22 protein-coding genes and 1 tRNA gene are annotated in these 24948 nt (G+C 61.3%); 17 read left to right on the plus strand and 6 right to left on the minus strand.

Annotation, left to right across the window (positions count from 1 at the left end; genetic code table 11):
* The first annotated feature begins 11 nt into the window (after nt 1-11).
* Nucleotides 12-725 carry a DICT sensory domain-containing protein gene (locus MUG98_RS05535; RefSeq protein WP_265111150.1) on the plus strand — a complete coding sequence of 238 codons (714 nt, stop codon included), beginning with the start codon at nt 12-14 and terminating at the stop codon, nt 723-725.
* Between the two features lie 70 nt (nt 726-795).
* Nucleotides 796-1158 (plus strand): amphi-Trp domain-containing protein, encoded by a 363-nt coding sequence (locus tag MUG98_RS05540; RefSeq protein WP_265111151.1) that lies wholly within the window; start codon nt 796-798, stop codon nt 1156-1158.
* Between the two features lie 376 nt (nt 1159-1534).
* Here MUG98_RS05540 and MUG98_RS05545 read toward each other — a convergent pair whose 3' ends face one another.
* Together MUG98_RS05545 and MUG98_RS05550 are read right to left on the minus strand one after the other, a co-directional pair.
* A complete protein-coding gene (locus MUG98_RS05545; protein ID WP_265111152.1) occupies nt 1535-2416 on the minus strand; it encodes a lysyl oxidase family protein in 882 nt (293 codons plus the stop codon).
* A gap of 273 nt (nt 2417-2689) precedes the next feature.
* The gene (locus tag MUG98_RS05550) at nt 2690-4945 is read right to left on the minus strand and encodes an AAA domain-containing protein (protein ID WP_265111153.1); all 2256 of its coding nucleotides are present in this window, start codon (nt 4943-4945) and stop codon (nt 2690-2692) included.
* A gap of 394 nt (nt 4946-5339) precedes the next feature.
* Here MUG98_RS05550 and MUG98_RS05555 point away from each other — a divergent pair, with 394 nt between their 5' ends.
* Nucleotides 5340-5873: a helix-hairpin-helix domain-containing protein gene (locus tag MUG98_RS05555; protein WP_265111154.1), complete on the plus strand. Its 534-nt coding sequence runs from the start codon at nt 5340-5342 to the stop codon at nt 5871-5873.
* 606 nt (nt 5874-6479) lie between these two features.
* Nucleotides 6480-7658: a PQQ-binding-like beta-propeller repeat protein gene (locus MUG98_RS05560; RefSeq protein ID WP_265111155.1), complete on the plus strand. Its 1179-nt coding sequence runs from the start codon at nt 6480-6482 to the stop codon at nt 7656-7658.
* Between the two features lie 368 nt (nt 7659-8026).
* Here the strand turns inward: MUG98_RS05560 and MUG98_RS05565 are convergent, their stop codons facing one another.
* Nucleotides 8027-8518 carry a hypothetical protein gene (locus MUG98_RS05565; protein WP_265111156.1) on the minus strand — a complete coding sequence of 164 codons (492 nt, stop codon included), beginning with the start codon at nt 8516-8518 and terminating at the stop codon, nt 8027-8029.
* Nucleotides 8519-9006: 488 nt separating this feature from the next.
* Between MUG98_RS05565 and MUG98_RS05570 the strand changes: the two genes are divergently transcribed.
* From MUG98_RS05570 to MUG98_RS05600, 6 genes are all read left to right on the plus strand, one after another.
* Nucleotides 9007-9291 carry a hypothetical protein gene (locus MUG98_RS05570; RefSeq protein WP_265111157.1) on the plus strand — a complete coding sequence of 95 codons (285 nt, stop codon included), beginning with the start codon at nt 9007-9009 and terminating at the stop codon, nt 9289-9291.
* Nucleotides 9292-9409: 118 nt separating this feature from the next.
* Nucleotides 9410-9667, plus strand: a complete 258-nt coding sequence (locus MUG98_RS05575; RefSeq protein ID WP_265111158.1) for a hypothetical protein — start codon at nt 9410-9412, stop codon at nt 9665-9667.
* Nucleotides 9668-10030: 363 nt separating this feature from the next.
* On the plus strand, nt 10031-10237 hold the full coding sequence (locus tag MUG98_RS05580) for a universal stress protein (protein ID WP_265111159.1): 207 nt from the start codon (nt 10031-10033) through the stop codon (nt 10235-10237).
* A gap of 5 nt (nt 10238-10242) precedes the next feature.
* A complete protein-coding gene (locus MUG98_RS05585) occupies nt 10243-10449 on the plus strand; it encodes a universal stress protein (RefSeq protein ID WP_265111160.1) in 207 nt (68 codons plus the stop codon).
* Nucleotides 10450-10527: 78 nt separating this feature from the next.
* Nucleotides 10528-12186, plus strand: a complete 1659-nt coding sequence (gene phaC / locus MUG98_RS25235; protein ID WP_320443116.1) for a class III poly(R)-hydroxyalkanoic acid synthase subunit PhaC — start codon at nt 10528-10530, stop codon at nt 12184-12186.
* A 308-nt stretch (nt 12187-12494) separates the two neighbouring features.
* A complete protein-coding gene (locus MUG98_RS05600; protein WP_265111161.1) occupies nt 12495-15239 on the plus strand; it encodes a cation-translocating P-type ATPase in 2745 nt (914 codons plus the stop codon).
* 511 nt (nt 15240-15750) lie between these two features.
* Here the strand turns inward: MUG98_RS05600 and MUG98_RS05605 are convergent.
* Together MUG98_RS05605 and MUG98_RS05610 are read right to left on the minus strand one after the other, a co-directional pair.
* Nucleotides 15751-15821 (minus strand) — tRNA-Gly (locus MUG98_RS05605).
* 141 nt (nt 15822-15962) lie between these two features.
* Nucleotides 15963-16613, minus strand: a complete 651-nt coding sequence (locus MUG98_RS05610) for a class I SAM-dependent methyltransferase (protein ID WP_265111162.1) — start codon at nt 16611-16613, stop codon at nt 15963-15965.
* A 328-nt stretch (nt 16614-16941) separates the two neighbouring features.
* On the opposite strand from MUG98_RS05610, the gene MUG98_RS05615 reads away from it, so the two are divergent.
* From MUG98_RS05615 to MUG98_RS05640, 6 genes are all read left to right on the plus strand, one after another.
* Complete coding sequence (locus MUG98_RS05615) at nt 16942-17412, plus strand: DUF5793 family protein (RefSeq protein WP_265111163.1); 471 nt, start codon at nt 16942-16944, stop codon at nt 17410-17412.
* A 104-nt stretch (nt 17413-17516) separates the two neighbouring features.
* On the plus strand, nt 17517-18692 hold the full coding sequence (locus MUG98_RS05620; RefSeq protein ID WP_265111164.1) for an ABC transporter ATP-binding protein: 1176 nt from the start codon (nt 17517-17519) through the stop codon (nt 18690-18692).
* Between the two features lie 222 nt (nt 18693-18914).
* Nucleotides 18915-19232, plus strand: a complete 318-nt coding sequence (locus MUG98_RS05625; RefSeq protein ID WP_265111165.1) for a hypothetical protein — start codon at nt 18915-18917, stop codon at nt 19230-19232.
* A gap of 149 nt (nt 19233-19381) precedes the next feature.
* Nucleotides 19382-20023, plus strand: coding sequence for a DUF998 domain-containing protein (locus MUG98_RS05630; protein ID WP_265111166.1), 642 nt, complete (start codon nt 19382-19384; stop codon nt 20021-20023).
* 61 nt (nt 20024-20084) lie between these two features.
* Nucleotides 20085-20363, plus strand: a complete 279-nt coding sequence (locus tag MUG98_RS05635; protein ID WP_265111167.1) for a UPF0058 family protein — start codon at nt 20085-20087, stop codon at nt 20361-20363.
* 70 nt (nt 20364-20433) lie between these two features.
* On the plus strand, nt 20434-22902 hold the full coding sequence (locus tag MUG98_RS05640) for a DUF7527 domain-containing protein (protein WP_265111168.1): 2469 nt from the start codon (nt 20434-20436) through the stop codon (nt 22900-22902).
* A gap of 16 nt (nt 22903-22918) precedes the next feature.
* On the opposite strand, the gene MUG98_RS05645 is transcribed toward MUG98_RS05640, so the two are convergent.
* The gene (locus tag MUG98_RS05645; RefSeq protein WP_250138421.1) at nt 22919-23224 is read right to left on the minus strand and encodes a hypothetical protein; all 306 of its coding nucleotides are present in this window, start codon (nt 23222-23224) and stop codon (nt 22919-22921) included.
* Between the two features lie 283 nt (nt 23225-23507).
* On the opposite strand from MUG98_RS05645, the gene MUG98_RS05650 reads away from it, so the two are divergent.
* Complete coding sequence (locus MUG98_RS05650) at nt 23508-24887, plus strand: adenylosuccinate synthase (protein ID WP_265111169.1); 1380 nt, start codon at nt 23508-23510, stop codon at nt 24885-24887.
* The last annotated feature ends 61 nt before the right edge of the window (nt 24888-24948 follow it).

Raw genomic sequence — 24948 nt, forward strand, 5'->3', positions numbered from 1 at the left:
GACCTCGACTCATGACCCTGTCCGACGTGTTCGACCGTCTCGATCACCCTCGCCGGACGATCACCGTGTACGCGAGCGCACCGCAACCGGACGTCACGGCACAGTTCGAAACGCGGGGTACCACGGTCGGCTACTGTTCGCTCCCCGACGAGACGGACCAGGGATTTCTCGTCGTCAGGGATGTGGACGGCTTCGCCGGATCGATCGGGCTCGTCGAAGTCCGCGAATTCCTCGAACCGCCCGTCTACCGACCCTGGGACGCCGCGTTAGTCGACGCACCGTACCGGACGTTACTCGAGGTACTCGACGAGACGCTGTGGCAATCGCTCGATCGACGACAGCTACTGGCGACGAGCCGAGAAATCGAGGACCGAGCGTGGCGGGTCGGTCGAGGGACGCTCAAGGTCGGGTTCCAGCGACTCTCCGCGCTGCAGGCGCAACTCCCGGTTTACGAGCGACTGGTCGACGACACGGCTCTCGAAATCCACGTCTACGGGAGTGGCGACTGGGACCCGCCGTCACGTCCCGGTCTGACGGTCCACACCGACCCTGGCGGTGAGGTCGGCCAGTTCTGGTTTCTCACGTTCGACGGCGGCCCGGACGACCAGCAGGCCTGCGGACTGCTCGCCGAAGAGCGCGATCCCGGTTCGTTCGCCGGGTTCTGGACCTACGACGCCGATCTCGTCGACGAGATCGCGACGGCCGTCCGCGAGACTGACGACTGACGCCACCGAGGCGCTTCGAACCGCGACGACCGCGATGGGTTTTTCTCGGCCCGGATGGTAGCCTCGATCGATGAGCTACGGAGAGTTACTCGAGACCGAACGCGAACAGACCCCTGCCGAGGTCGCGGACTGGCTTCGTGCGTTCGCCGACGACCTCGACGGAACCGGGGATCTGACCGTCGCGGGTGACGACGAGTCAGTCACGATCGACCGGCCCGACGAGACCCTCGAGTTCGAACTCGAGGTCGAACGGGAACCGGGGGACGACGCCGACGAGATCGAACTGGAGATCGAACTCGAGTGGGACGTGCCGCCTGCGGAGACGGCGGACGAGTCGGAGACTGAAGAGTCGGACGAGCCGGGATCTGAAGGAACGGAGGGATCGGAGACCGGAGAAACGGAGGGATCGGAAACCGACGAATCGGACGAGTAGCGCGCTGGTCCCCGAACACAGAATCAGTTGCGCCAGCGGCCCGTCCACGACACTTCTCTTTCGTCGCCGGACAGTGCGCTCCGGCCCGATCGACCTCGAACTCGTCGGTCGTGTCGTCGACACACGACCCTCAGGAGTCGCCGATCGGCCCAGGCGCACGCTTCTCGTGCCGGTGTTCGGGAACGGCGGTGGGTGACCGATCGCCATCGGACAGATCGACCCGTTGCGTAACGGTATCCGGAAGTAATCACCGCAGCAATGCGCGGACCGGGATTCGACCACCTGAGACGGTCCCGCTCACTTCGTTCGTAAGCGTGCGTTTTCCGTAATTCAAACCCCTCGGCTCTGTTGAAATCCTAAGAGAGTAACGAATCTCTCAGCAAGCAGACGGTTTCACGTAGTGGCTTTGGGAAGTGTGGACCGTAACTGTATCATTGTTGATGTGAAGATCGACTCGAACGGTGTTATCGTCGTCGCATTTCTCGTCAATTGTTCCTTCGGCGTTCGTCGTCGCTTGAAGCGTGTACTCTCCGTCAGGGAGATCGTCGATGACAATATATTGGCCGGGCAGAGACGCGTCATACTCGTCAGCCCACCCGGCACTAATCCCTTGATACTCACAATCGAACTGGGCACTACTATTGGCGGTTGAACGGGTTTGGTACAGATCCCGAAGACAAAAGGTCTGTTTCCGCACCACTCCCGTCCTGTCGCCCGATTCATTAAACAGGACATAGTTATTGAATCCTTTCAAATGCGCGTGACCATGGGAGTCCGAATACTCGAACAGATCCGGGTGGTCCTCAGGACGGCCCAATTCGGCATCTCTGTCTCCTTCATTGTAGATAATCATATCAAATCGAAGTAGTCTATGTTCACCCGGGGTCACGAAACCGTCTTCAACGTCAGAGCTGGACTCATCAAACACTTCTGTTGAAATATTGAAATTCCTGACTCCTGGAACGAAGTTGACCTCCGGCCTGTCCTCGACTTGGTCGTCCGAGGGTTCAGGGTCGGGCTCAGCTGTCGAGGGTGACAATGCCGCCGAGCTCTCTTCGTCCGCCGGGGTGGCCTCCTCGTCCGTGGCGCCTTCGCTTCCGGAGGGCGTGGAAGTGTCCGTGCTACTGTCGTTCGCCGTGAACGGGTTGTCAGCCGCAACGCCCCCGAGCGTGGTCATGCCGATCCCCGCCGCCACGATGAGGAGAACCCCCACCAGTGCCGCCGCACGCCTCCTACCTTTCATCCATTTTATTTCCATACTTTCTCATCAGACTGTGGCTGGATCTAAGCGAGAAGAACTATAGTAAATATCAGGCTACTTGAGGGGTAAATATAATAGGCTCGTTCTAAATCATCGTTAACTGGTGAACGCCTCCTTCTCGCTTTCGTTTAGTGTGTGCCATATAATGTAGGCACCATGATCATTTCCGGTGGGAAACGATGGCAGTGGTCGCACTAACTGGAGTTGCCGTCGTTCTCGAAGCAACGCTCGTCCGCCTCTCAGAGCACTCCGAACGAAACAGGTAGCCAGTTACTTAGGAACTGGAATGAACTCCGGTTCAACCTGCCGTAGTCTGCCAGTGTTCTCGAGAAACGAATAGAGGTCGTTATACAGATCTGAATCTTTGTCTGTGTTTTCCTGGGAATACCGTAACGTGTACCAGTCCCCGACGAGCGCACAGTACTGTTCGGCACGGGTCATCGCTACGTTCAACCGCCGGGGGCCGTCGATCGGGCGATCGAGGAAGCCGACATCGCCCTCGCCATTGCTCCGGACCAGTGAGATCACGATCGCGGCCTTCTCGCTACCCTGGAAGGAGTCGATCGTGTCGACGGTGACATCGGTCCCACGATCGAGGTGGGTAGTCAGTTTTGCCCGGATCGCATCGACCTGTGCCGTGTACGGTGTAATGACTCCAATTTCGGACGGCTCGAGTTCAGTATCGGTAAGGAGTTCGTCGACGACGTGAGTGACAAGTCGTGCCTCTGCGTCGTTGCACTTCGAGTGATCGTTCGTCGCCTCACCGCCGCCGACGTCGTAGCCGACGATTGCCGGTCGGTCCTCGAGCGCCGCTACGGTACGCCCCTGTCGCAGTGCTCGATCGTAGAACCGTCGGTTGGAGAACCAGGCGATGTCGCGATGCATCCGGTACTGCGTCCGGAGTTGAACGCCGACTCCCTCGTAGACGCCGCCATCGGCGTAGAGGTGTTCGAACAGCGACATCCCAGCCGCGGACTCCGGAGGATCTTCGGTCGCGCTGAACGGCGGCAACTGTTTGTGATCTCCCGCGAGAACCACCTTGTTCGCCCGCGAGAGCGGTATACAGGACGCCGTACACGTCGCCTGCGTCGCCTCGTCGAGGACGAGCACGTCGAACTCGCGATCGAGGGTGGCCGCGCTACTGTTCGTCGCGGCGACGACGTCGGCCCGGCCGTCGGAGCTTGCGTACTGCCGGCTGACGACGACGTTCGACGAGTTACTTGCGTTCACCCGCCGGAGTACGAACTCGTCGGCGCCGTGCTGTGCGTAAGCGTGGAGCGATCGTTCGTCGGCCTCCTCGGCCGTGCTCGATCCGACGACGAGGTTGTCGACCGCCTGGTTCGAATCGGCACAGACGAGAACGTCGTCGCCGGCCTCCACGGACCGTCTGACGACTTCGACGAGCGTTCGCGTCTTCCCCGTTCCCGGCGGGCCGTGGATGCAGAACAATTGATCCGCAAGGAGGGCACAGGAGACCGCGAGTTCCTGCTCCTGGTTCAGTTCGACGTCCTGTTGACTACTCTTCACGCCGGCGGTATCCCCGAAGGTGACCGCCCTCTCTCCCGTCAGGAGAGCGCAGTGATCGTCACGGTCGCGAACTCGCTCAACCGCGGTAAGCTCGCGTTCGTACGGAACAGGATTCAATAGCAGGGTCAACGCGAATCCCCGGCGCTTCTTCCGCAAGTAGCCACCGACTGTCGACCGATCCTCGATCGCGTGCCAGTCGATCGCCAGGCTGACGGTCCGTCCGTCGATCGAATCTACCGTCGCCGGGATCGGGAACGCGTCCGGCGAGTGGTCCTCGCTCGGCGGGTGAACGAGCACTTCGTTCCCTTCGAAGATGCCGAACTCACTCTGGACGAATCTGTACTGGTCCTGACGCTGATCGGAGTGTTCGTCGTCGATTCGAAACCGATACACGCCGTCTTCCGGACGTCCGAGCGACGAGAGCGACGGAATCGCGCCGAACCCCTTTGCACGGAACGCTTCGGGCGTCGACGTAATAGCCGTCTCTCTGTTCTCGTCACGTTGGGCGTCCATCTCCGCCCGAATGAACGACTCGAGTTCGTCGAACAAGGCGTCGGCTTCGTCATCGGAAAGCGGGTTGCGAGCCGGCTCACGTTCTGCGATCGGAGAGTCGAAGTACGACGGAGGATCGTCGGGCGCGTAGTCGGAGTGCCAGAATCGAACACGCCCGGCCAACGAGGACCTGACGAACGCATCACGGTCGATCGACTCGTATTCCTCGCCGTCGTCGTAGATGAAGATTTCACCGTGTAGCGCGTGATCCGTGAAGGCGACGTACTCGTCCGATAGCTCCGCGCTGTCGGGTTCGTGAAGCGGAATCACTACCCAGTCGTCCTTCTCGGGATGTGCGAGTCGCTCGTGGTAACTTGCGTACTCGACGATTCCGTCGACCGGAACGGGTTCGTCCCGCGTCGGCTCGAGGTCGTCGTCTGTCGGGGAATAGAGTGCCGCAGTCGAGAAGTCGAAGTCGCCGATCGCACTCTCGAAGAGGAGAGACATGTCGATCGGATCGAAGTACTCGTTCCTAAGTCTTTTCGTTCGTTAGATTTCCGCTGCGTATCAAAATCAACTGCTGTCACGGTGCGGGTTGGTAATGAGCTGGTAGAAGGGCTGGATAGAGGGGAGTATTCGCGGAGTTTACCGGGTCGTTCGTCGACGGGTTTGCCTTTCCGCGGTGCCGACTCTGTTGAAACTTCATTCTTCAGATGTGTTTCTGAGTGAAACACACGCTCTCTACAGATGCATATTGAGCGTCGAGTATTCTATTAGATAGAGAACATTCTCGGAGAGGTGTGTGAATACAAGGTCAGTCACTGGTGCCGATCGAGACGGTAAAGAGATACGAACTGTCCGAATCGAGGTAATTAACATCGATACACTAGTACTGTGCAGTATGGCTGCCGGCGTACGGACGAGACCCGATCCAAAAGCCGAAATGGAAGCATTGGGCTACGATATCGTCTATAAACCGCACAAGCAGATGGCAGAATACAACGCGTTCTATCGCGTCGAGTACGACGGTGACGTGATTGCGCCACCGGCCGCTCGTCGAATGGGTGTTCCACTGAACGAAGTCTGGCTCACCGAATTCTTGCGTCCGTACGAGAAATACGTCCTGTATCACGAACTCAACGAAATAAAGTATCGGGCCGAAGGATACGGCGTTGAGGAAGCACACGAACTGGCGCTTGAAGCGGACAAGTTCTGGGCCGATGATCCAAAATGGGACGAACTCTGGCGAGAAATCAACCTCGTCCCTCCCGCTCGAGTTTGTGCACTTCCGGGTTTCGGAGAGGCACTCTTCGAACGGATCCAGCACAACCGACCCTACTGCGATATGAGCGACCTCTTAGAAGTCCACGGCATCGGACGAACCCGGTACGAGCGACTCCATGAGGAGTTTTGGTGCTTCGATTGTGACTTATAAAAAAGAGAACCGGCTGACCGGATCAGTTCGTGGCTTAAATAGGAAACGAATTCAGGAAAGTCGTTGCTCATCGCTGTCTCGTGAGAGCTATCCTCTGTATTCGACGCGTCGTTTTTGACAGTTTCTGTATAGGTCGTTGATGGAAGTGCTACATCGATCGCCTGTACTCACCACAAAGGATTCTGAACCTATCGCTATCTGAGGGTTCAACAGAGCCTTGTCGATCACACTCGAAAGAGACAATCCAAATATAAATGTAAATTAATTATTTATCGCAGAATTTAATTTTCAGCATCCGTAAATAATACATCTCTTGTTGTTGGTTCTTGGGATTTGAGTTCTGTTGATCGGTGGCAGTATCGCAGATTCCGAAACGAAAGTGCAGCAGTATACGGCCTTCGAAGTGACTCATGAGGACGGTGAACTCGTTCTGACAGACGTAGACACCGGCGAGGAACGCCGAGCTGCGCGAGCTTCGGTCACGAACGTCGATGAGAACATCGTTTGTTTGCCGACGGGTACCAGAGAATGTAGCCTCGCTTTCCGAGAGTACGACGGCGAGATCAGTCGGTATCTCTTTTTGTCTGTCGTGTGGCACATAACACGATGCCCTCCCGGAGAGCTCTCCTAACAGCCCTCGGTACTGCCACCTCCGCTGGAATGGCCGGCTGTGTCGGTCAGGTTCGCCACGCACTTGAGGACGACCCCCCTGTCGAAGGTCCATGTGACGAGCCGGCTGGAACATGGCCGACCGCTGGTGGCAATCCCGGACGCACCGGTCGGGCTGACACCGCTCCCCCCGCTCCCGACGCCGACGTTGTGGACCTGCTCGCCGGCGTCCGCGACAATGGTCGTCAGCGACTCGCCTCGTCTCTCCCTGCGGTCGCAGATGGAACAGCGTATCTCCCCGTGAGCGGTGGACTCGTCGCGGTCGCCCTCGACGCTCCGGCGGACGGGCCGATTTGGAGTCACGACCTCGAAGACGACGTCAACGCGGTGCCAGCGCTTGCCTGTGGAGTCGTCCTCGCTCTGGGGCTGAATCGATTGGCTGCCCTCGACCCCGAATCAGGCGAGAAGTACTGGCGAGCCGACGTCGGGAGTCACAGCAAGACCGCTGTCGCGTCTATCGACGACACTACCTACGTCGCTGGAGTCAACCCCGTCGCCGTCGACACCCGCACCGGAACGATTCAGTGGAGCGCTGAGGGCGGCGACACGCTAGCCCTCGACGACGGGGGCGTCTACACGACCCGAAACGCCAACGGGACCGGCGGTATCTTCGCTCACGACCTGAACGGCGAGGAGCGCTGGCACCTTTCACTCGGGAAGATTGTCGGGTCCGCCTCGGTCCTCGACGGGACGGTCTGGGTCGCCGACAATCACGGGACTGTCTACGCTATCGACGCCCTAACCGGGGAGACGTACTGGTCGCGCTCGCCTACCGGTGTTGGTAAAATCCACTCTGGACTCGCTGTGACTGGAGACGACGTGATCGTTCCCGCCGGGGTCGGTACGACGAGCGTGGCCCTTGACGCGACCACGGGCGAGACACGCTGGGCCGTCGACACCGGTATCGTCACTGGCCGTCCAGTAGTCGGCGACGACTGGGTCGCGTTCGGTCGGACAAACTCTGGGGTCACCCTCTACGACCGATCAACGGGCGAGCAGCGAACCACCTGGTCGCGCAGCGAGTACGACCTCGGCACTATCGATAGTCTTGTAGCAGTTGAGGAGGGATTCGTGATTCGCGAGGGGACCACTTCGGGACTCTCGCTGCTTCGCTGACCGATACGCGCTATGTATTCAGCACGAGCGAGCATCATCGGCACCTGACGGAAATTCCGGCGTTCAGTTTGCACATGTAGCGAGCAGTTCTCGCATCCGAATTGGGTCTGAAATAGTGTGTCTCAACAGAGTTACTACCAGTCTCATCGAAAGATGATTCGGAATTACGAATAGTCTTTTTGTGATATCTGATCGTCGGACAGAGTACGATCGCGGATTCGCGAGTGTTTGACGACGAGTTCATTTCACCCAATCTGCTGCATCGAGAGGACGAGGTCGAGCAGATTCGCTCGACGGTCGACGCGACCAGCGATCGTGTATAACCCGAACCTGTCACTGACGGTCGCCAGTGTAGTTGACTCTCCGACCTACGCTGGACTGGCGGTCGTCGTCTCGGATGCGCCCTCGGAATCTTCCTGCATCGCAGTGACAGTTTCTGGAAGTTCTGACGACATCGTGATCACAACTTCGTACGTATTTGTGCCAAGTGAATCTGGACACCCCGACCGCACTTTCTCGACAGCAACGAGAACCTCGAGTTCATTCGTCTGCTTCTCATAGTGTAGCGAGTCTACTCGCGCTTCGTGACAGGGATTGCCAGCCCACATCGTTCCTGTGATCCGGAGTTGATTCTTCGCTGAGTCGAATTCAATGGTTGGGCCTGCAAGTGGATCTGCGCCTTCCTCGAGTATTGAAAAATCAATGGATTCGACTTGCTCGGGCATATCTATCTGATTAGAGGTGTTGGCTGCATTCGGATTCGAATCTGTAGTCCGGTTCCCACCACTCGTGCGAGAGAGACAGCCTGCCGTCCCTCCCGCTCCCGCAACGACCAGGAACAGGAGAGTTCGACGTTTCATACGTGAGCATGTGTGGCAGCGAACAAAAAGATTGGCTACGCTCAAAAGTCGATTTCGACGGCCAACTGCCACACACGGTCGGCGAGATTGGGTTCGACGTCCTCAGTTTCGAAGCTGAACTCTGCGAGTGCGATCGCGATCAGGAGGTCATCCTGTCGATCAGAGGACGCCCCGACCTTGGCCGCGGCTTCCAGTAAAAAGTCTCGGTAGAATCAGGGCGAGAGTGGTGGGATGGGGGGATGTCTGCCCGGACAATCAAGATCTACACCCTCTCGCCAATTCAGTGAATACACCCCGACCAATTAATTCTAATGGAGTACCAACAGTTCTATTGACATTTACGGAAGAAACGGATCCGACCCAGCCAGCGCTGAGCGTGCTCGTCGATATCCAGTCGACTATGTACGAGCAGGAACGGAACCACCGCGTCGTCAGATACGAACTCGGCACGCGTCTCCTGGAACTCCGTGGGGGGAGACGTCGAGACGATGGTCGATCGGCTCGCCCGCAGGTTCGTCGATGGCGACCTGATCGCGATCCGCGATCGCGGTCGCGAGGCGCTGGTGTACGATCAGGATCTAAACAAGTTGCTTGATGAACGGCTGGATGTCTATTGGACCGATCGGGACGGGTCAGTATCGCGTCACGAGACGGGCTACTGGCGTGGCGATCTCGAGGGCCGGTTCGAAGAGCACCGCAACGAACCATCGTTCCAGGAGATGCTCGCGAAACCTATTGATCTGGCTCCCTTGAAATCCTATTCTTTAGACTGAATTCGATGTGAAACAGCCGATAACTACAGATGCGAATCTATCGAATACGCAAACGACCGCTCTCGGAACAGAAACCAATCATCAAAATACTTATGTTGAAATCAGCGGATGACAACGTATGTCTACTGACTCAGACTCCGCGCCGATCGGCGTTCAAGAGATACTCCGAGAAGGAGGCCGAATCATCGCAATCCTCCTATTCTGGGGTATCCTCGGTGCGTTTGCACGCTACGGTGTCGCGAACATTGGACTAGCCCGCCCCGGAAATTTCTTCTTCGAGGTTGGCTATAACCTCGCTGTCCTGTTCGTCCTCACGGGACTCACCAGTATCCTCATCTACGCTATCGCTCGCGGCATCCAACTCTCGCGCCACTAATCGTCGTTGTCAGTCTTGTTGATAGACAGACGCCCTGCACTGAACAATGGAGGGTCAAACCTATCATATATTGATGAATTCAACAGAGCCTCTTTTCCGTGTTACCGAGAAGAAGTCGACCTTCTCGGGATGATTCCGATCACCGTTTTCGACTTTGTAGAACTTCTTGAACGTCCCCTTGAACCTGTGCTTTCACCGACTTCTTGTATGTATACGGGGTCGACTACGAACGGGCGACTCCTCCGGATGGTATTCCCGCCTCGGAAAGCATCCCTCGTAGCAAAACAACAGGAACTCGGAGTCTGTTCTGGTTCGTTGGGAACCACGACGAACAGTTAATCCGCTCCACATCGAACCCCCGCCATGGGACCCATTCTGTTGGCCACCGATGGGAGTGAATACGCGCGGCAGGCGGCCAAACGGGCCATCGAACTCGCAGAAGAGCGGGAGGCGACGCTGCACGTCATCTGTGTCGTGGACCAGCGGCACTTCGACGACCCAGCGCTCAGTTCGGCAGAACTGGCGACCATCTACGCAGAGGATCACGCTGCGGTTTGTGTTAGGGGGTGATGGACATGGCAGCGGAACGCAACGTTCGTGTCGAAGGGAATACCAGACACGGAATCCCGCATGAAGTCATTCTAGAGTACGCCGACGAGACAGATGCCGATCTCATCGTCGTCGGGGAACATGGCGCCCACGAGGCACATTTCTCGGGAGTCGGACAGACCGTCCTCGAAGGGAGTGGCCGGGAAGTTCGCGTCATCGAGGCCGAGAGATGACGACACGAGAGGACAGACCAGAAACACGATGATCGTAACACCCACAATCGAAGTCCAGGTTCGATGCGGGCCCTCACCATGACCACTGACCAACAGCAAGAAGTACGGACACCTGTCGAGATCTTCCTCTCAGCCCAACAGACAGTACTCGCAGCGGTCACTGACGGGCTTCCCAAGGCGACTCTCGTTCCAGACCGTCTTGAGGACGCCGCGTCCGCCGATGTCGGCCAGACGCCGAGCGAGGTCGTCTACACGGAGAACAAACTCGAATTGCTCCACTACGAGTCGCTCACCGAGCACCAACATCGGGTGCCGATTCTCATCGTCTACGCGCTGATCAATCGGCCGTACATCCTCGACCTCCAGCCGGACCGATCGATCGTCCGCCGGCTGCTGGAAGCCGGCCACGACGTATACCTCATCGACTGGCACGAACCATCACGTCTCGATCAACATCTCGGGCTCCAGGACTACGTCAATCGGTACATCGACAACTGCGTCGACGAAGTCCGCGAGCGATCGGGACAGGACGTGATCAACCTCCTCGGCTACTGCATGGGTGGCACTCCCTCGACGATGTACGCCGCACTGTACCCGGAGAAGGTGAACGCGCTCGGGCTGATGGCGACCGGACTGTACTTCGATGATACCGGTGGCGTCCTCGAACTGTGGGGTGACGAGGACTACTACGATCCGCGGGCGGTGACCGACACGTTCGGGAACGTACCAGGGGAGTTCCTCGCCGTCGGCTTCGGCCTGATGGATCCCGTGGCCAACAACGTCATAAAGTACGGACATCTCTACGACCGGCTCGAAAACGAGGATTTCGTCAGAAACTTCACTCGGATGGAGCAGTGGCTCTCCGATAGCGTCGACGTGGCCGGTGAGGTCTACGTCGAGTTCCTCGAGGACGTCTATCAGGACAATCTCCTGTACGAGAACGAACTGACTATCGGCGGCGAGCACGTCGATATCACGAACGTCGATATGCCCCTCCTCCAGATCGTCGGCGAATACGACAATCTCGTTCCGTCGGAGGCAAGCAAACAGTTCAACGATGTCGCCGGTGCTGATGACGTCTCTACCCTCGAGTACCCGAGTGGACACGTCGGCCTCGCGATGTCCAATGGGGCACATCGGGACCTCTGGCCCGAAGTCGCAGAATGGTTCCTTGAGCACTCCGAGCAGCCAACATTTGCAGACGTTATCGGCGAAGGTGTCGAGCAAGCGCTCGATGTCGACGTCGAAACCGACGTCGCGGTCGGGGATGTCGACGAAATGGAAGTCGTCCTCGCAGACGATGAGGGCGAGATTGCGCGTGACGAGGTAAAGCGGGATGCGACAGCTATCGAGACGTTTTTCGAGGATGAACTGGGTGTCGAAGTCGGGTTGGATATCGGACCGACGGGAATCGCTGTCGAGGTCGAAACCGACGAAGGCGTCGAGACGACGGTCGTCGAAGACATCGGCGAGGCGATTCGCACTGAAGTCGAAGAGGCCGTCGAAGAGGTCGCTGTCGCTGCCTCGTACGACCTCGATGACGTCGAAGGGATCGGACCGACGTACGCCGAGCGGCTTCGATCTGGGGGACTCGAGTCAGTCTCTGAACTCGCCGTCGCCGATGAGGCACACGTCGCCGAAGTCGCCGAGGCCAACGAGGAACTGGCCGGAACTTGGATCGACCGGGCACGGGAGCTGGTCGGGATAGAGGAATCCGACGAGGGGGCCGATGAATGAATTCGCGTCAACTCGCAACCCCATTCAGGGACTCAAAGGGCCTTCCGCGACACTCGAACCGTGCTGTCCGCATCACTGACTCAGTACTTCGACGATCCTCCTTCGGCTCGGCGGAGCTGATGATCATCTATGCCGGGGTTCACGCCACGGGTAACGCCCGAGTGGTCGTGGAAACGGCACCGAAGGGACCGCCGAGGGAGCTCTCCCCTCCAAGAGAACCGAACCTTATCTTGGAGATTGGAGACCGAAACATCTGCCCTTTGATTTCGAATGCGTCCGCGGACATGAATCCGAGCCTCGAGTAAGCTATGTCACTAGACGGGAACGAGGATCAGCCGCCCTGGGCGCGCTCGGTGAGCGACGTTCTGGAACGGCAGGGTGTATCGAAAGGCGAGGGCCTGGCCGAGGAGGACGTCGAGCGCAGACTCGAACAGTTCGGCCCCAACGAGTTACACGAGGCTGAACGGAGACGCTGGTACGAGATTCTGGCAGATCAGTTCAAGAGCGTCATCATTCTGTTGCTGGCAGTTGCGGGCGTCGGGGCGTTCCTGCTGGGAGATACTGTCGAGGCCGTCGCCATCTTCGCCGTCCTCCTCATCAACGGGGCTATCGGGTTCGTCACCGAGATGCGCGCCCTCAGTTCGATGGAGAGTCTTCAGGAGCTGACGGTGATCGAGACCCGAGTCCGTCGAGACGGCCAGGACCGAGAGATTCCGGCAGCAGAGGTGGTTCCGGGAGATATTGTCGTCCTCGAGGCCGGAGACGTCGTCCCGGCCGACCTTCGAGTGATCGACCCCTCTAGGCTCCGGGTCGACGAGTCGGCGCTCACTGGTGAATCGGTTCCTGTCGGGAAGACGAGTGAGCCTCTCGAGGGGGACGTGCCCCTCGCCGAGCGAGAGAACATGCTCTACAAGGGGACCTACCTGACCCGGGGTACCGCAGAAGCTGTCGTCGTGGACACAGGACCTGACACGGAACTGGGAGAGATATCGGCCTCGCTTCAGGAGGCGGCCGAGGAACAGACGCCCCTACAGGCGAAACTTGACGAACTCGGTCAGAAGCTCGTGCCGTTCCTGCTCGTCGTGGCGGCTATTGTTCTCGTGTCTGGATGGCTCAGGGGCCAGAATCTGTTCCTGATGGTCGAGACGGCGATCGCGCTGGCCATCGCGACCGTCCCGGAGGGACTCCCCATCGTCGCCACGCTGGTACTCGCGAGAGGGATGCGGCGGATGGCTAATCGCAACGCACTCGTCACTACCCTCGCGTCCGTCGAGACGCTCGGCTCCACCACCGTCATCTGTACCGACAAGACGGGCACGCTGACGGAGAACGAGATGACCGTGGCCGCGTACGAGCTGTCGAACGGCTCGGTCGAAGTCACCGGGACCGGGCTCGACACCGAGGGGGCGTTTCAGCACGGTGGCCAGAAACGAGACGAACCACAGGACCCCGTTTTGCGGGAGGCGCTCGAAGTGGGCGTCCTCTGTAACAACGCCTCCGTGACCGAAAGCGACGGCGAAGTCGAGGAGACCGGTGACCCGATGGAGGTTGCACTCCTGATTGCGGGCCTGAAGGCCGGTCTCGACCGGGACCACGTCCTCGAGGAGATGCCGGAACGCCGGGAGGTCGCCTTCGACCCGTCCGCCAAGATGATGGCGACGTACCACGACCTGGACGGGCGGTACACGGTCGCCGTGAAAGGGGCACCCGAGGCAGTCGTCGAATCGTCGACCAGGGTGGTGACGGGCGACGACACCGAGGAACTGTCGTCAAGCGAGAGGGACGCCTGGCTCGAGAAGAGCGATCGAATGGCCGAAGATGGGTTGCGGGTCCTCGCGCTCGGCCGGAAAGAGGTGGACGATACGGAGGACGCCCCGTACGAGAATCTATCGCTGATCGGATTGGTCGGCTTCATCGATCCGCCGCGCGAGGAGGTCAGGTCGACGATCCAGGGGTGTCAGGACGCCGGGATGCGGGTCGTGATGGCGACCGGCGATCACGCGGGGACGGCCAGAAACATCGCTCAGAGCGTCGGCCTGGTAGACGCGGATGACGTCGAGGTCGTCGAGGGCCGCGAACTGGACGACCCCGAGAACCTCTCCCAGGAGGAACGGGATCGGTTCGTGAACGCGGAAGTCTTCGCGCGAGTCGCCCCGGAGAACAAACTCGACCTGATCGACCTGCACCAGTCGGTCGGTTCTATCGTCGCGATGACCGGCGACGGCGTCAACGACGCGCCGGCGCTGAAAAGCGCCGACATCGGCGTCGCCATGGGACAGCGCGGGACTCAGGTCGCCCAGGAGGCCTCGGACATGGTTCTTCGGGACGACAACTTCGAGAGCATCTATCACGCCGTCAGAGAAGGTCGTATCATCTTCAACAACATCCGGAAGTTCGTGCTGTATCTGATGTCCTGTAATCTCAGCGAACTCCTGGCGATCCTGATCGCCGCGTTACTGGCCTTCCCGTTGCCCTTGCTTCCCTTGCAGATTCTCTTTCTCAACGTCGTGACCGACATCTTCCCGGCGTTCGCGCTCGGTACCTGCGAGGGAAGCGAGGACATCATGGATCGCCCCCCGAGAGACCCCGACGAACCGATCATGACGCGCACCAACTGGACCGAACTGGGGTTCTACGGCGTGTTAATTTCAGTCGCGACGATCGGCGCGTTCGTGATCGCTGGCGGGATGTACGCCGGCGGCATGGAGACCGAGGAAGCCGTCACGGTCTCGTTTCTCACGTTGGCCTTTGCCCAACTCTGGCACGTATTCGACGTCCGGGAGATCACGTCCGGTACCCTCCGGAACGAGATAACGACGAACTTGTACATCTGGGGTGCGCTGGGCCTGTCGACGCTAATTCTGGTCGGCGCGGTCTACCTGCCCGGGATCTCGCTGGCGTTGAGCACGGCTCCTATCGGTCTCGACGGATGGCTGGTGGTGCTCGGGATGAGCCTGATCCCCCTCGTGGTTGGGCAGGGGGAACGCGAGTTCCGGCGGCGGTTCGGGACGCCCAACTTCGGAACGATGCTCGAGAACACACACCCCGACTGAGTATTGTGACGGTTCGGACCGGCGCTGATGGACGCACGCGCCTGCGGTCTGCGTCCTGGCCTGGCGTCACCGCTAACATGTAGCCGTCTTCCTGCTCCCACACCCACCGGTAGAAGCGGTCGATCTTGTAGCTCCGCTGGTGCGCCGTCTCGTGCGCGTAGCCCTCGGCTTTCTCCGGATCGTTGCCAAGGTGGCAGATTCACTCGATGAGTTTGCGCCGATGCTCGCGGTAGTCCTCCAGTTGGCGCGGGTTCAGATAGTCCTCGCTGGCTTGTGGGACCACCACGACTCCCTCGATTTTCTCTCGCGTCTCCGTCATCGTGTCATCACCGTCGGACGCGCAGCCCGAAATCCGGGGCTGCGCTGCCTGCTAGCTCTAGTAAGCCTGATGCTTTTTGTAATCGCTATACAGCGGGACGATACCGTTCGACTACCCACGTTGTGAGCTTGGATTGGCATAGTCGGGTCATTGCTGGAAACCGGGAAAACCGTGGAGAGAAGGGCTGAGGAGTGCGCGGACCGGGATTTGAACCCGGGCCATGAGCTTGGAAGGCTCAGGTCCTACCACTAGACCATCCGCGCGCATCCCCCGCTTTTCGCTCTACCATTAAGGCTCTTGCTTTTCGGATCGATCTCCGGCTGGCGATTTGCACGATCGCGATGGCTCGTACCCGTAGCGGACGCTCGCCGGAGGGCCGATCGCGAGCGAAGTGACAGTCGGGATCAGTGCGCTGGAGCCGACACGACCGCGTAACAGTTCCCGCTCGAAAGCTCCCGCTCGATCACCTCGAGGTCGCTCTCCTCGAGATCGCGATCGAACTCGTCGGGGTCGTAGATGTGGTAGAACCGATCGACCGTCTCGCCGCCGGGGAGAGTCCACTCGATCGTGGTGTCGAACCCCTCGGATTCGTCGAACCGATCGTGGGCGGTCGACCACGCGCTGACGAGCGCGCGGCCCGCCGGAGCGAGTACCCGGGCGAGTTCGTCGAGACTCCGCTGGCGGGCCGCTGCGGTCGGCAGGTGATGCAGCGTCGCGACGTAGACGGCGACGTCGACGGTATCGTCGGTGATCGGGAGCGCGGCGGCGTCGCCCTGGCAGAGCGCGACGTCGAACCCGCGCTCGGCCGCCCGTTTGCGCCCCGTTTCCAGCAGCCCGCGGCTGACGTCGAGGCCGACGACGCGCTCGAGGCCGGCCCCGGCCAACAACTCCGCGTGCCGACAGTTCCCACAGCCGAGGTCCAGTCCGACGCCACCGCCGCCGGCGATCGAACCCTCGACGAAGTCCTCGACTTCGGGCCAGGCGTACTCTCGCGTGGACGCGAAGTGGCTCGCGATCCGATCGTAGGTGTCGCGGACGGCTGCCCGGCGGTCCATCGGGCCCTACTCCGGCGGGACGGTGCAAAAAGCGTTCGTGATCGATCGACGACTATCGGTCGTCGAGTCTGACACGAACCGGGTTCGTTCACCTCGAAAGCACCTGGCGTTGACGGCGCTACGCGCCGTCCGCTCGGGAGACGTTTTCGCTCCCGCCGCGCTCGCCTCCGGCCGGGAAGAGCCCCACGCTCTCGCGCGCATCGGCTCACTTCGGTCGCGGATAACTCGCTGTACGCCTCGGTCTATTCGGCACGAACTGAACCAATCAAACGTCCAGTTCGTTGTGCGTTACGTTCATACGGTGGGAGTGCTAACCGACTGATACGGAATGAGGCGCGAGCACTTCACGTTAGACGTCAGCAATGTCGACTGGGTCGAAACCGATGGCGAACCGGAAAAACCCTCGGTATCGATCGACTTCACTGGCCCGGCGACGGAACTTCGCGAGCGCCTTACTGGTCCCGATGGAGACGTTCTCGACGCCGCCGAGACCGATACGGCTCTCCGCCTGCAGGAACCGCTCGGGAACGACACCGCGGGAGTAGTGAGCGTGACCAACCGGATCACCGGCGAGTACGTACTCGAACTGAACGAGGCTGCCGAGGACGTGCTCAGGTTCATCCGAGCGGCTCGTGGCTACGGCGAAGACGCGACGGAGGACGAGGGTCGGTACGAGGTCGAAATCACGCTGGACGACGAACCGTTCGTCACCTTCGACAAGCGGATGTTTCTCGTCTACGACGACGACGGGAACCTCCTCCGTCAGCACAGTCTCATCCCGAGCGGCGTCGAACTGTAAGACGCCCCCTCTCCTTCCCGCCTGGCTGGAAGCGACCGGCAGCTATAAGTGTTTTAGGGACGCCTAAATCGAATGTGCGCCGGCAGACGCCGGGGAGTCGAACGATGGGGAACGAACAACTGCTCACGACGGCGGCCGACGAAACGTCCCGAGAAACCACGAAAGCGGTGTCCACGGCGGACGACGTGGTTCTCGAACTGGACGACGTCGCCAAGCAGTACGGGAGCGAGGCCGTCATCTCGGAGCTCTCCCTGACCGTTCGGGACGGCGAGATTCTCACGTTGCTCGGCCCCTCCGGTTGCGGCAAGACCACGACGCTACGCCTCATCGCCGGCCTCGAGGAACCGAACGCCGGCCAGATCCGACTCGAGAACGATTCCGTCGCGGGGAACGGGCGGTTCGTGCCGCCCGAGGACCGGGGCGTCGGCGTCGTCTTTCAGGAGTTCGCCCTCTTTCCACACCTCACCGCCCGCGAGAACATCGCGTTCGGACTGCAGGGGTGGGACGAGGCGGCCCGCGACGCACGGGTCGACGACCTCCTCGACCTCGTCGGCCTCTCGGACCACGACGAGGACTACCCCGACGAACTCTCAGGCGGCCAGCAACAGCGGATCGCCCTCGCTCGCTCGCTCGCCCCCGAACCGGAGATGCTCCTGCTCGACGAACCGTTCTCGAACTTAGACGTCGACCTGCGCGTCGAGATGCGCGAGGAGGTCCGCCGGATCATCAAGGAGGCGGGCGTCACCGCCATCTCGGTCACCCACGACCAGGAGGAGGCGCTGTCGATCTCCGATCGGGTGGCCGTGATGAACGAGGGTCGGATCGAACAGGTCGACACCCCCGAACAGGTGTTCCAGCAGCCGGAGTCGCGGTTCGTCGCGGGCTTTCTCGGGCACGCGAGTTTCCTCTCGGGCGCGGTCCGGGGCGATCACGTCGACACCGCACTCGGCCGGGTCCTCCGCGACAACGTCAACGGCCTCGCCCAGGAGTACGACGGGAGCGACATCGACCTGCTCGTCCGGCCGGACGACGTGACGGCTTTCCCTGCCGACGAGGCGGACGAGGAGGCCGACGGCACCGTCGTCTACCGCCGGTATCTCGGCCCGACCGTCCTCTACCGGGTCGAACTCGACTCCGGCGAGACGATCGAGTGCATGCACAACCACTCCGACAGGATCGATCTCGACGAACGGGTCCGGGTACGCGTCACCGCGGATCACGAACTCGCGTGGTTCCCCGCCGGCCAGCGCGAGCGACGGGTTCCGACGGCGGCCGACTGATCGCGACGCCGATCCGATCGGCGATCGAGTTCCGGATGGAAGACGGAAACCAACCGGATCGGCGAACGACTATACGCCCGACGATAGTATCGCCTGCAACCGTGACCCGCGTTCGGCCGCGGAACTCCCGGCTCAGATTTGCGATCGTACCGGCCTCGTTCTCTCCGCCTTCACGCTTTTCGTCCGCGGGTATCTCGCGGAGTTCGAACACGACGAAGGGATTTGGAGGTCGCCAGATGCACGCCTCTGGATCGTGGACGGAATGATCCTGTTCGGGCGGTTCCGGCCTTCGTCTCGGATCGCTATCGCCTCGTCTCTCCTGTGCTCGTCGCCGTCATGCTCTACGGGGTTACGCCCACCACGTTCTGGTCGTCGATGATCGAATCTGTACAGAACGCCGGCGCGGGCATAACGCCATTCTGGTTCGACTTCGTTCTCTGGTTCTGGCCGGGGCTGGTCGTGGGCGCACTCGTCGTCGGTGGTATCGAATACGGCGTCTGCCGAGGCGTCTTCCGTAACCGAATCGACCCCCCTTCGTAATCGAGACCCGGGGCGGCTCCATCTCTGAGCGTAGCGGTCAGTTCGTACGTGCAGTAACCGGTTTTCCCCCAGCGAAACGCCCGACGGTGAGATTTTCGGTGGTTCCGGAACAGTCAGGTTGATGTCCCGTTACCCACGAGTCCGTGTCGATGGCTGACACGGATCGACGTCGGATCGCAACGCGGTGTGGGATCGCCGCACCGATCGTCGCCCTCGGGGCGCTCCTGCTCGCGACGATCGTGGCCTCGCCGGAGACGTTTACGTGGCGCGGCCGGGCGCTCTCGGATATGGGTCGGTACGGGGCGGAGACGTTCTGGCTCTTCAACGGCGGGTTGGTCGTCGGTGGGGTGCTCGGCCTGCCGTTCGGCTGGCGGCTCTGGAGCGCCAGCCGCCACGTCTTCGAGCACGTCGGCGTCGCCCTGCTGGTGGTCGCGGTCGGCGGGATGATCGGCGTCGGCGTCTTCTTTCTCGACCACACGACGGTCTACCTCGAGACCGAACTGCACTTCGCGGCCGCGCTGACGTTCTTCGGCGTGGCCCCGTTCGCCCAGTGGGTCTACGGGACGGGGCAGGTCCTCGCGGACGTTCGCCGACTCGGCCTCGTCTCGATCTGGCTCGGGATCGCCCACCCGCTCGCGTGGCTGGGGTGGCTGCTGTATCGCGCCGGCGCGAGCGACCCGTGGGCGTGGTTCGCCGTCCCCGAGTTCGTCGCCGCGCTCGCGTTCGGTGGCTGGGTCCTCGTCGTCGCCGCCGATCGCGCCCGAACCGATACCGTCCCGCTGAGCGCGTGATACCGGCTTTGCGATCGATCGCCACACAACGCTTAAACCGAAACCGTTCCTATACGCGTCCATGCATAAGGACGAACTCCTCGAGCTCCACGAAGAACTCGTCGTAATAATGGAGTACTTCTCCGAGCGCGAGGAGGTCGACGCGGAGCTGTTCGACCCGTACCGCCAGCTCGACGTCGATCCCTCGCACGTTCACAAGTCGAAGAGTGAACACAAACACGCCGTCTTCGTGCTCGGCAACGCGCTGGCGAAGGCGATGAGTGAAGACGAGTTCTCGAGTGCGGGCCGGATCGGCAAGCGGATGAAGGAACTCGCCGAGGACGCCGAATCGAAAATCTAGACGAACGGATTGGTCGGCGAAGCGGAAATACAGGCGAAACGTATTTGGTTCGGTTCCCGCTTGTTGGATTATGGACTCGCGCACGAAAGAGCGCGTCGAACGGTGGGACTCACGTCCGTTCAGTGGCGGTTACGACGGTCTCTCTGATCTCGCTGCGGCGGACTTCTCGGGTGCCGTGACCGTGACCGGCACGTGGCTGTTCATGCTCAACGGGCGCATTGTCGGCGTCCTCCACGGCGATATCGAGGACTTCGAGAACGCGTCGGGAACCCGCTACGACGCACCGCATCCGTCGCTTCCCCTGCTCTGTTCGATGGAGGAACGCGGCGGTGAGACGAGAGCGAAGTACTACACGAACGAGACTCCGATCCGGGAGGTCGACGGCACCTTACAGAACGGGTCGTTTACCGGGTACATCGTACTGAGTGAAAACGTGCTCAGCGGCGACTACTACGCCGTCTACTACGGCGGTCGCCGAATGGCCGCCGCCTACATCGGCAACGCCGAACGGCTGATCACCGGCGACGAGGCCTTCGAGCGTGCCGCCGACGAGGTCGGCATCTACGAAGTGATCGACGTCGACGTGGAGGTCATAGACGTTCCGGGGACCGGCGGCACTGACTCGAACGACGCCACGACCGACCCCGGCGGGACTACGTCGGCCACCGCCGCCCGTACCGGCGGCGATTCCGACGTCGAGGCCGACGAATCGACCGACGATTCAGCACCGATCGGCGACGCGACGTCGGCGATCGAGTCGATCGACGTCGGCGGGAGTGACGACTCGACGGCGGACGCGACGGGAGACGCCGATTCCGACGACTCGCCGCTGATGTCGGATATCGACCTCACGGACAATCCAGCCGGAATCATGACGACCGAGGAGACGGACCCGGAACCGACGTCGACCGGGATCACCGACGCGGGGTCGGCGTCGACGTCGACCGCCGACGCCGACGAACCGGCTGCTCAGCACGACGAGACGGGATCCGGGATGCCGATCGACGAAGCCGAAGCCGAAGCCGAAGTCGGGGACGCGGACGACGGACGGGATCAGCGCGAGGGCGGTTCCGATCAGGAGACCGTCGACGAAGCAGCGTCGCCCGAGGAGATCAGGACGACGCCGTCCGACACCGACGACTCGTCGGCCAGTCCCGATCTGGCCGAGGTCGAAGCCGCGGCCGAGGAACTCGATCGAAACGGCATCTCCTGGGTCGAGGACGAGTCGGACGAGTCGCTCGCCGACGACGGCATCGACGCGGATCCGGCGGGAGCCCTGGCGGAGACGGCGAGCGACGACGATCTCGAGGAGCGGTTCCAGGAGGAAGAACAGTGGCGCGAGGCCCGGAGTATTCCGTCGATCGATCCGGACAACAGCGAAACGTCCGCCCCGTCCCCGACCGAAGCGCAATCGGCCGGCGACCGCAGCGATCCGCGATCGGGAGACGCCGGTGGCTCCGGTCCCGACCGCGGGACCGCCGGCGACGAAACCCAGGAGTCGACGGTCGCGACACCGGATCGATCCGAGCAGCAGTCGGCCGGGACGCAGCGTGGAGCGGGATCCACGGACCGATCACAGGACGCCGATCGGATCGAGGAGTTGACCGGGCGCCTCGAACAGTCCGAGGAGCAACGCGACGCGCTCCGGGAGAAAGCCAAGGAACTCCAGACCGATCGCGACCAGCTACGGTCGAAGAATCAGGAACTGGTCTCGACGATCGAGCGACTGCGGTCGCGGATCGACGAACTCGAAACCCAACTCGATCGGGCGCGGAACGCGGCCGGATCGGCCGGGGCCGGCGTCGATGCGAGGACCGAACTGCAGCCCCAGCGGGCACTCTCGGAGACGAACCTCTTCGTCAGGTACGCGTCCAAGAGCCAGCCCACGCTCGACACGGCCCACGGCGGCGGGGCCGATCGCGACGAGGTGGCCGGGAACCTGCGGCTCGAACACCACACCGGATTCGACGCGATGGACGTCGCCGTCGACGGCCGGCCCTACGAGGAGTTTCTCACGTCGACGATGGAGTACCGGTTCGTCGACTGGCTCACGGAGATGCTGCTCTACGAGATCCGAGACACCGGCCACGCCGACGGACTGGGCGACCTGTACGACGCCATTCCCCGGATCGATCGGGCCGAACTCCACGCGTCGATCTCGCTCGAAGACGACGAGATGGAGGACGTCCCCGACCAGGTCGAGTTCGACGTGGTCGCGTACGACAAGATGGGGAACCCGCTGGTGCTGGCGAACCTCAACGATTCCCGGAGTCCGGCGTCCGAGGAAATGCTCGCGGAGATGGAGGAAGCCGCGTCGGCAGTGAAGGCGAACTATCCGGATCTCGCGGCGGCGATCGTCGTCACGTCGAGTTACTTCGAACCCGGCGCGCTCGAGGTCGCAGAGCAGGCGACGAGTAGCGGCTTCCTCACCCGCGGCTCGAAACTGAGTTACATCAACTTGTCACGGAAAGAGGGCTACCACCTCTGTCTCGTGGAGTCCCGATCCGAAGGGTTCCACATGAACGTCCCAGAGTTGTAAGGGCAGTAGCGATCCGTTAGCCTTCGATCTCCGCGACGTCTTCGATCTTCATTCCTTCGAGTTTATCGACGATGTCGTCGAGTTTGCCGTCGAGTTCGTCGACGAACTCCGCGGTGCGTTCGGTCTTGATGGCACCCTGGCTGGAGGGCTCGATGAGGTTCTCCTCCTCGAGAACGCGAAGCGAGTAGCGAACCTTGTGGTGCGGGTACCCCGTCTCGTTCGACATCTTGACAATCCCGATAGGCTCGTTTTCGATGACCATCTTCAGGACCTGCAGATGACGTTCCAACATATCGACTTCCTTCTCAAGTCGGTCTATCATGGCATTTGTTAACTTGTCTTTGGGCCCTTTAAAAGTTACTCTCGACAACTGAAAGGACCACTCTCAACTCGATGGTCGTTCCTGTCAGTAGTTAACGTTTCCGTTCCCGGTAACGGCCATTCGGGCGGCACGTATAGTCGTGGCGGTCCGGGCAACTGCCGGGGCGGCGGACCAGGAAACCGCCGAAGTGCCGACAGGATATCCACGTCTGTGTACATCTCCGATCGGTCCACCCGGCAATACCGTAATCTGTTTATCGACCCGGCAAGAATCCGCCGCTGTTATGACCGTCACAATCGTCGGGTCGCAACTCGGCGACGAAGGCAAGGGCGGAGTCGTCGACCTGTACGGCGACGCCGCCGACGTCGTCGCCCGCTATCAGGGTGGCGACAACGCTGGCCATACCGTCGTTCACGACGGCGAGAAGTACAAGTTATCGCTCGTACCGTCGGGCGCTGTCCGGGGGAAGGTCGGCGTGCTCGGAAACGGCTGTGTCGTCAATCCGCGAACGCTGTTCGACGAGATAACCACGCTCCAGGAACAGGGGCTCGATCCGGACGTCAGGGTCGCGGAGCGTGCCCACGTCATCCTGCCGTTCCACCGCGTCCTCGACGGTATCGAAGAGGACGTCAAAAGCGATTCGGACCAGGAGGTCGGGACGACGGGCCGCGGTATCGGCCCGACCTACGAGGACAAGGTCGGTCGCCGCGGCGTCCGGATCGGGGATCTGCTCGACCCCGAAGTCCTGCGGGACCGCCTCGAATACGTCGTCCCCCAGAAACGTGCGCTCGTCGAGGACGTCTACGGCGTCGACGTCGAGGAACTCGAGGACCCGGACGCGTTCGACGTCGACGCACTCTTCGCGGAGTTCCGCGACTTCGGCCGTCGACTCGACGAGGAGAACATGACCGTCAACGCCAGCGCGTTCCTCACCGACGCGATGGCCGACGGACAGACCGTCATGCTGGAGGGCGCACAGGGAACCATCATCGACATCGACCACGGCAATTACCCGTACGTCACGTCGTCGAACCCGACCGCGGGTGGTGCCGCGACCGGAACCGGACTCAGTCCCGGCGTCATCGGCGACGGGGAGATCATCGGTATCGTCAAGGCCTACCTCACGCGGGTCGGGAGCGGTCCGCTCCCGACCGAACTCGGCGGCGTCGTCGGTGACACGCCGGGGTACGACGAGGAGACTGACGGGCGGAACGAGGAACTCGCGACGTACATCCGCGAGGAAGGCGGCGAGTACGGCACCGTCACGGGCCGTCCCCGCCGCGTCGGCTGGCTCGACATGCCGATGCTCCGTCACTCCGCCCGCGCGAACGGCTTCACCGGCCTCGCGATCAACCACGTCGACGTCCTGGCCGGACTCGACGAGGTCAAGGTCGGACACAGTTACGAGTTCGACGGACGGGAGATCGAGACGATGCCGGCGACCACCGAACAGTGGAGCCGCTGTGAGGCGACCTTCCGGACCTTCGACGGCTGGCCCGACGTCGACTGGGAAGCGGTCGCCGAGGACGGCTACGAGGCCATTCCCGAGAACGCCCGGACGTACCTCGAGTACATCGCCGACGAACTGGACACCCCGATCTACGCGATCGGCGTCGGCCCCGGACGCGACGAGACGGTCGTCGTCGAGAGCCCTCACGAGTAGCGACGCGCGGCCCCTGGCGTCGACGATCGGTCCGAACGATCCCGAAACCTTTTGCTGACGG

The organism is Halosolutus halophilus (genome assembly GCF_022869805.1).
GTDB lineage: Archaea > Halobacteriota > Halobacteria > Halobacteriales > Natrialbaceae > Halosolutus > Halosolutus halophilus.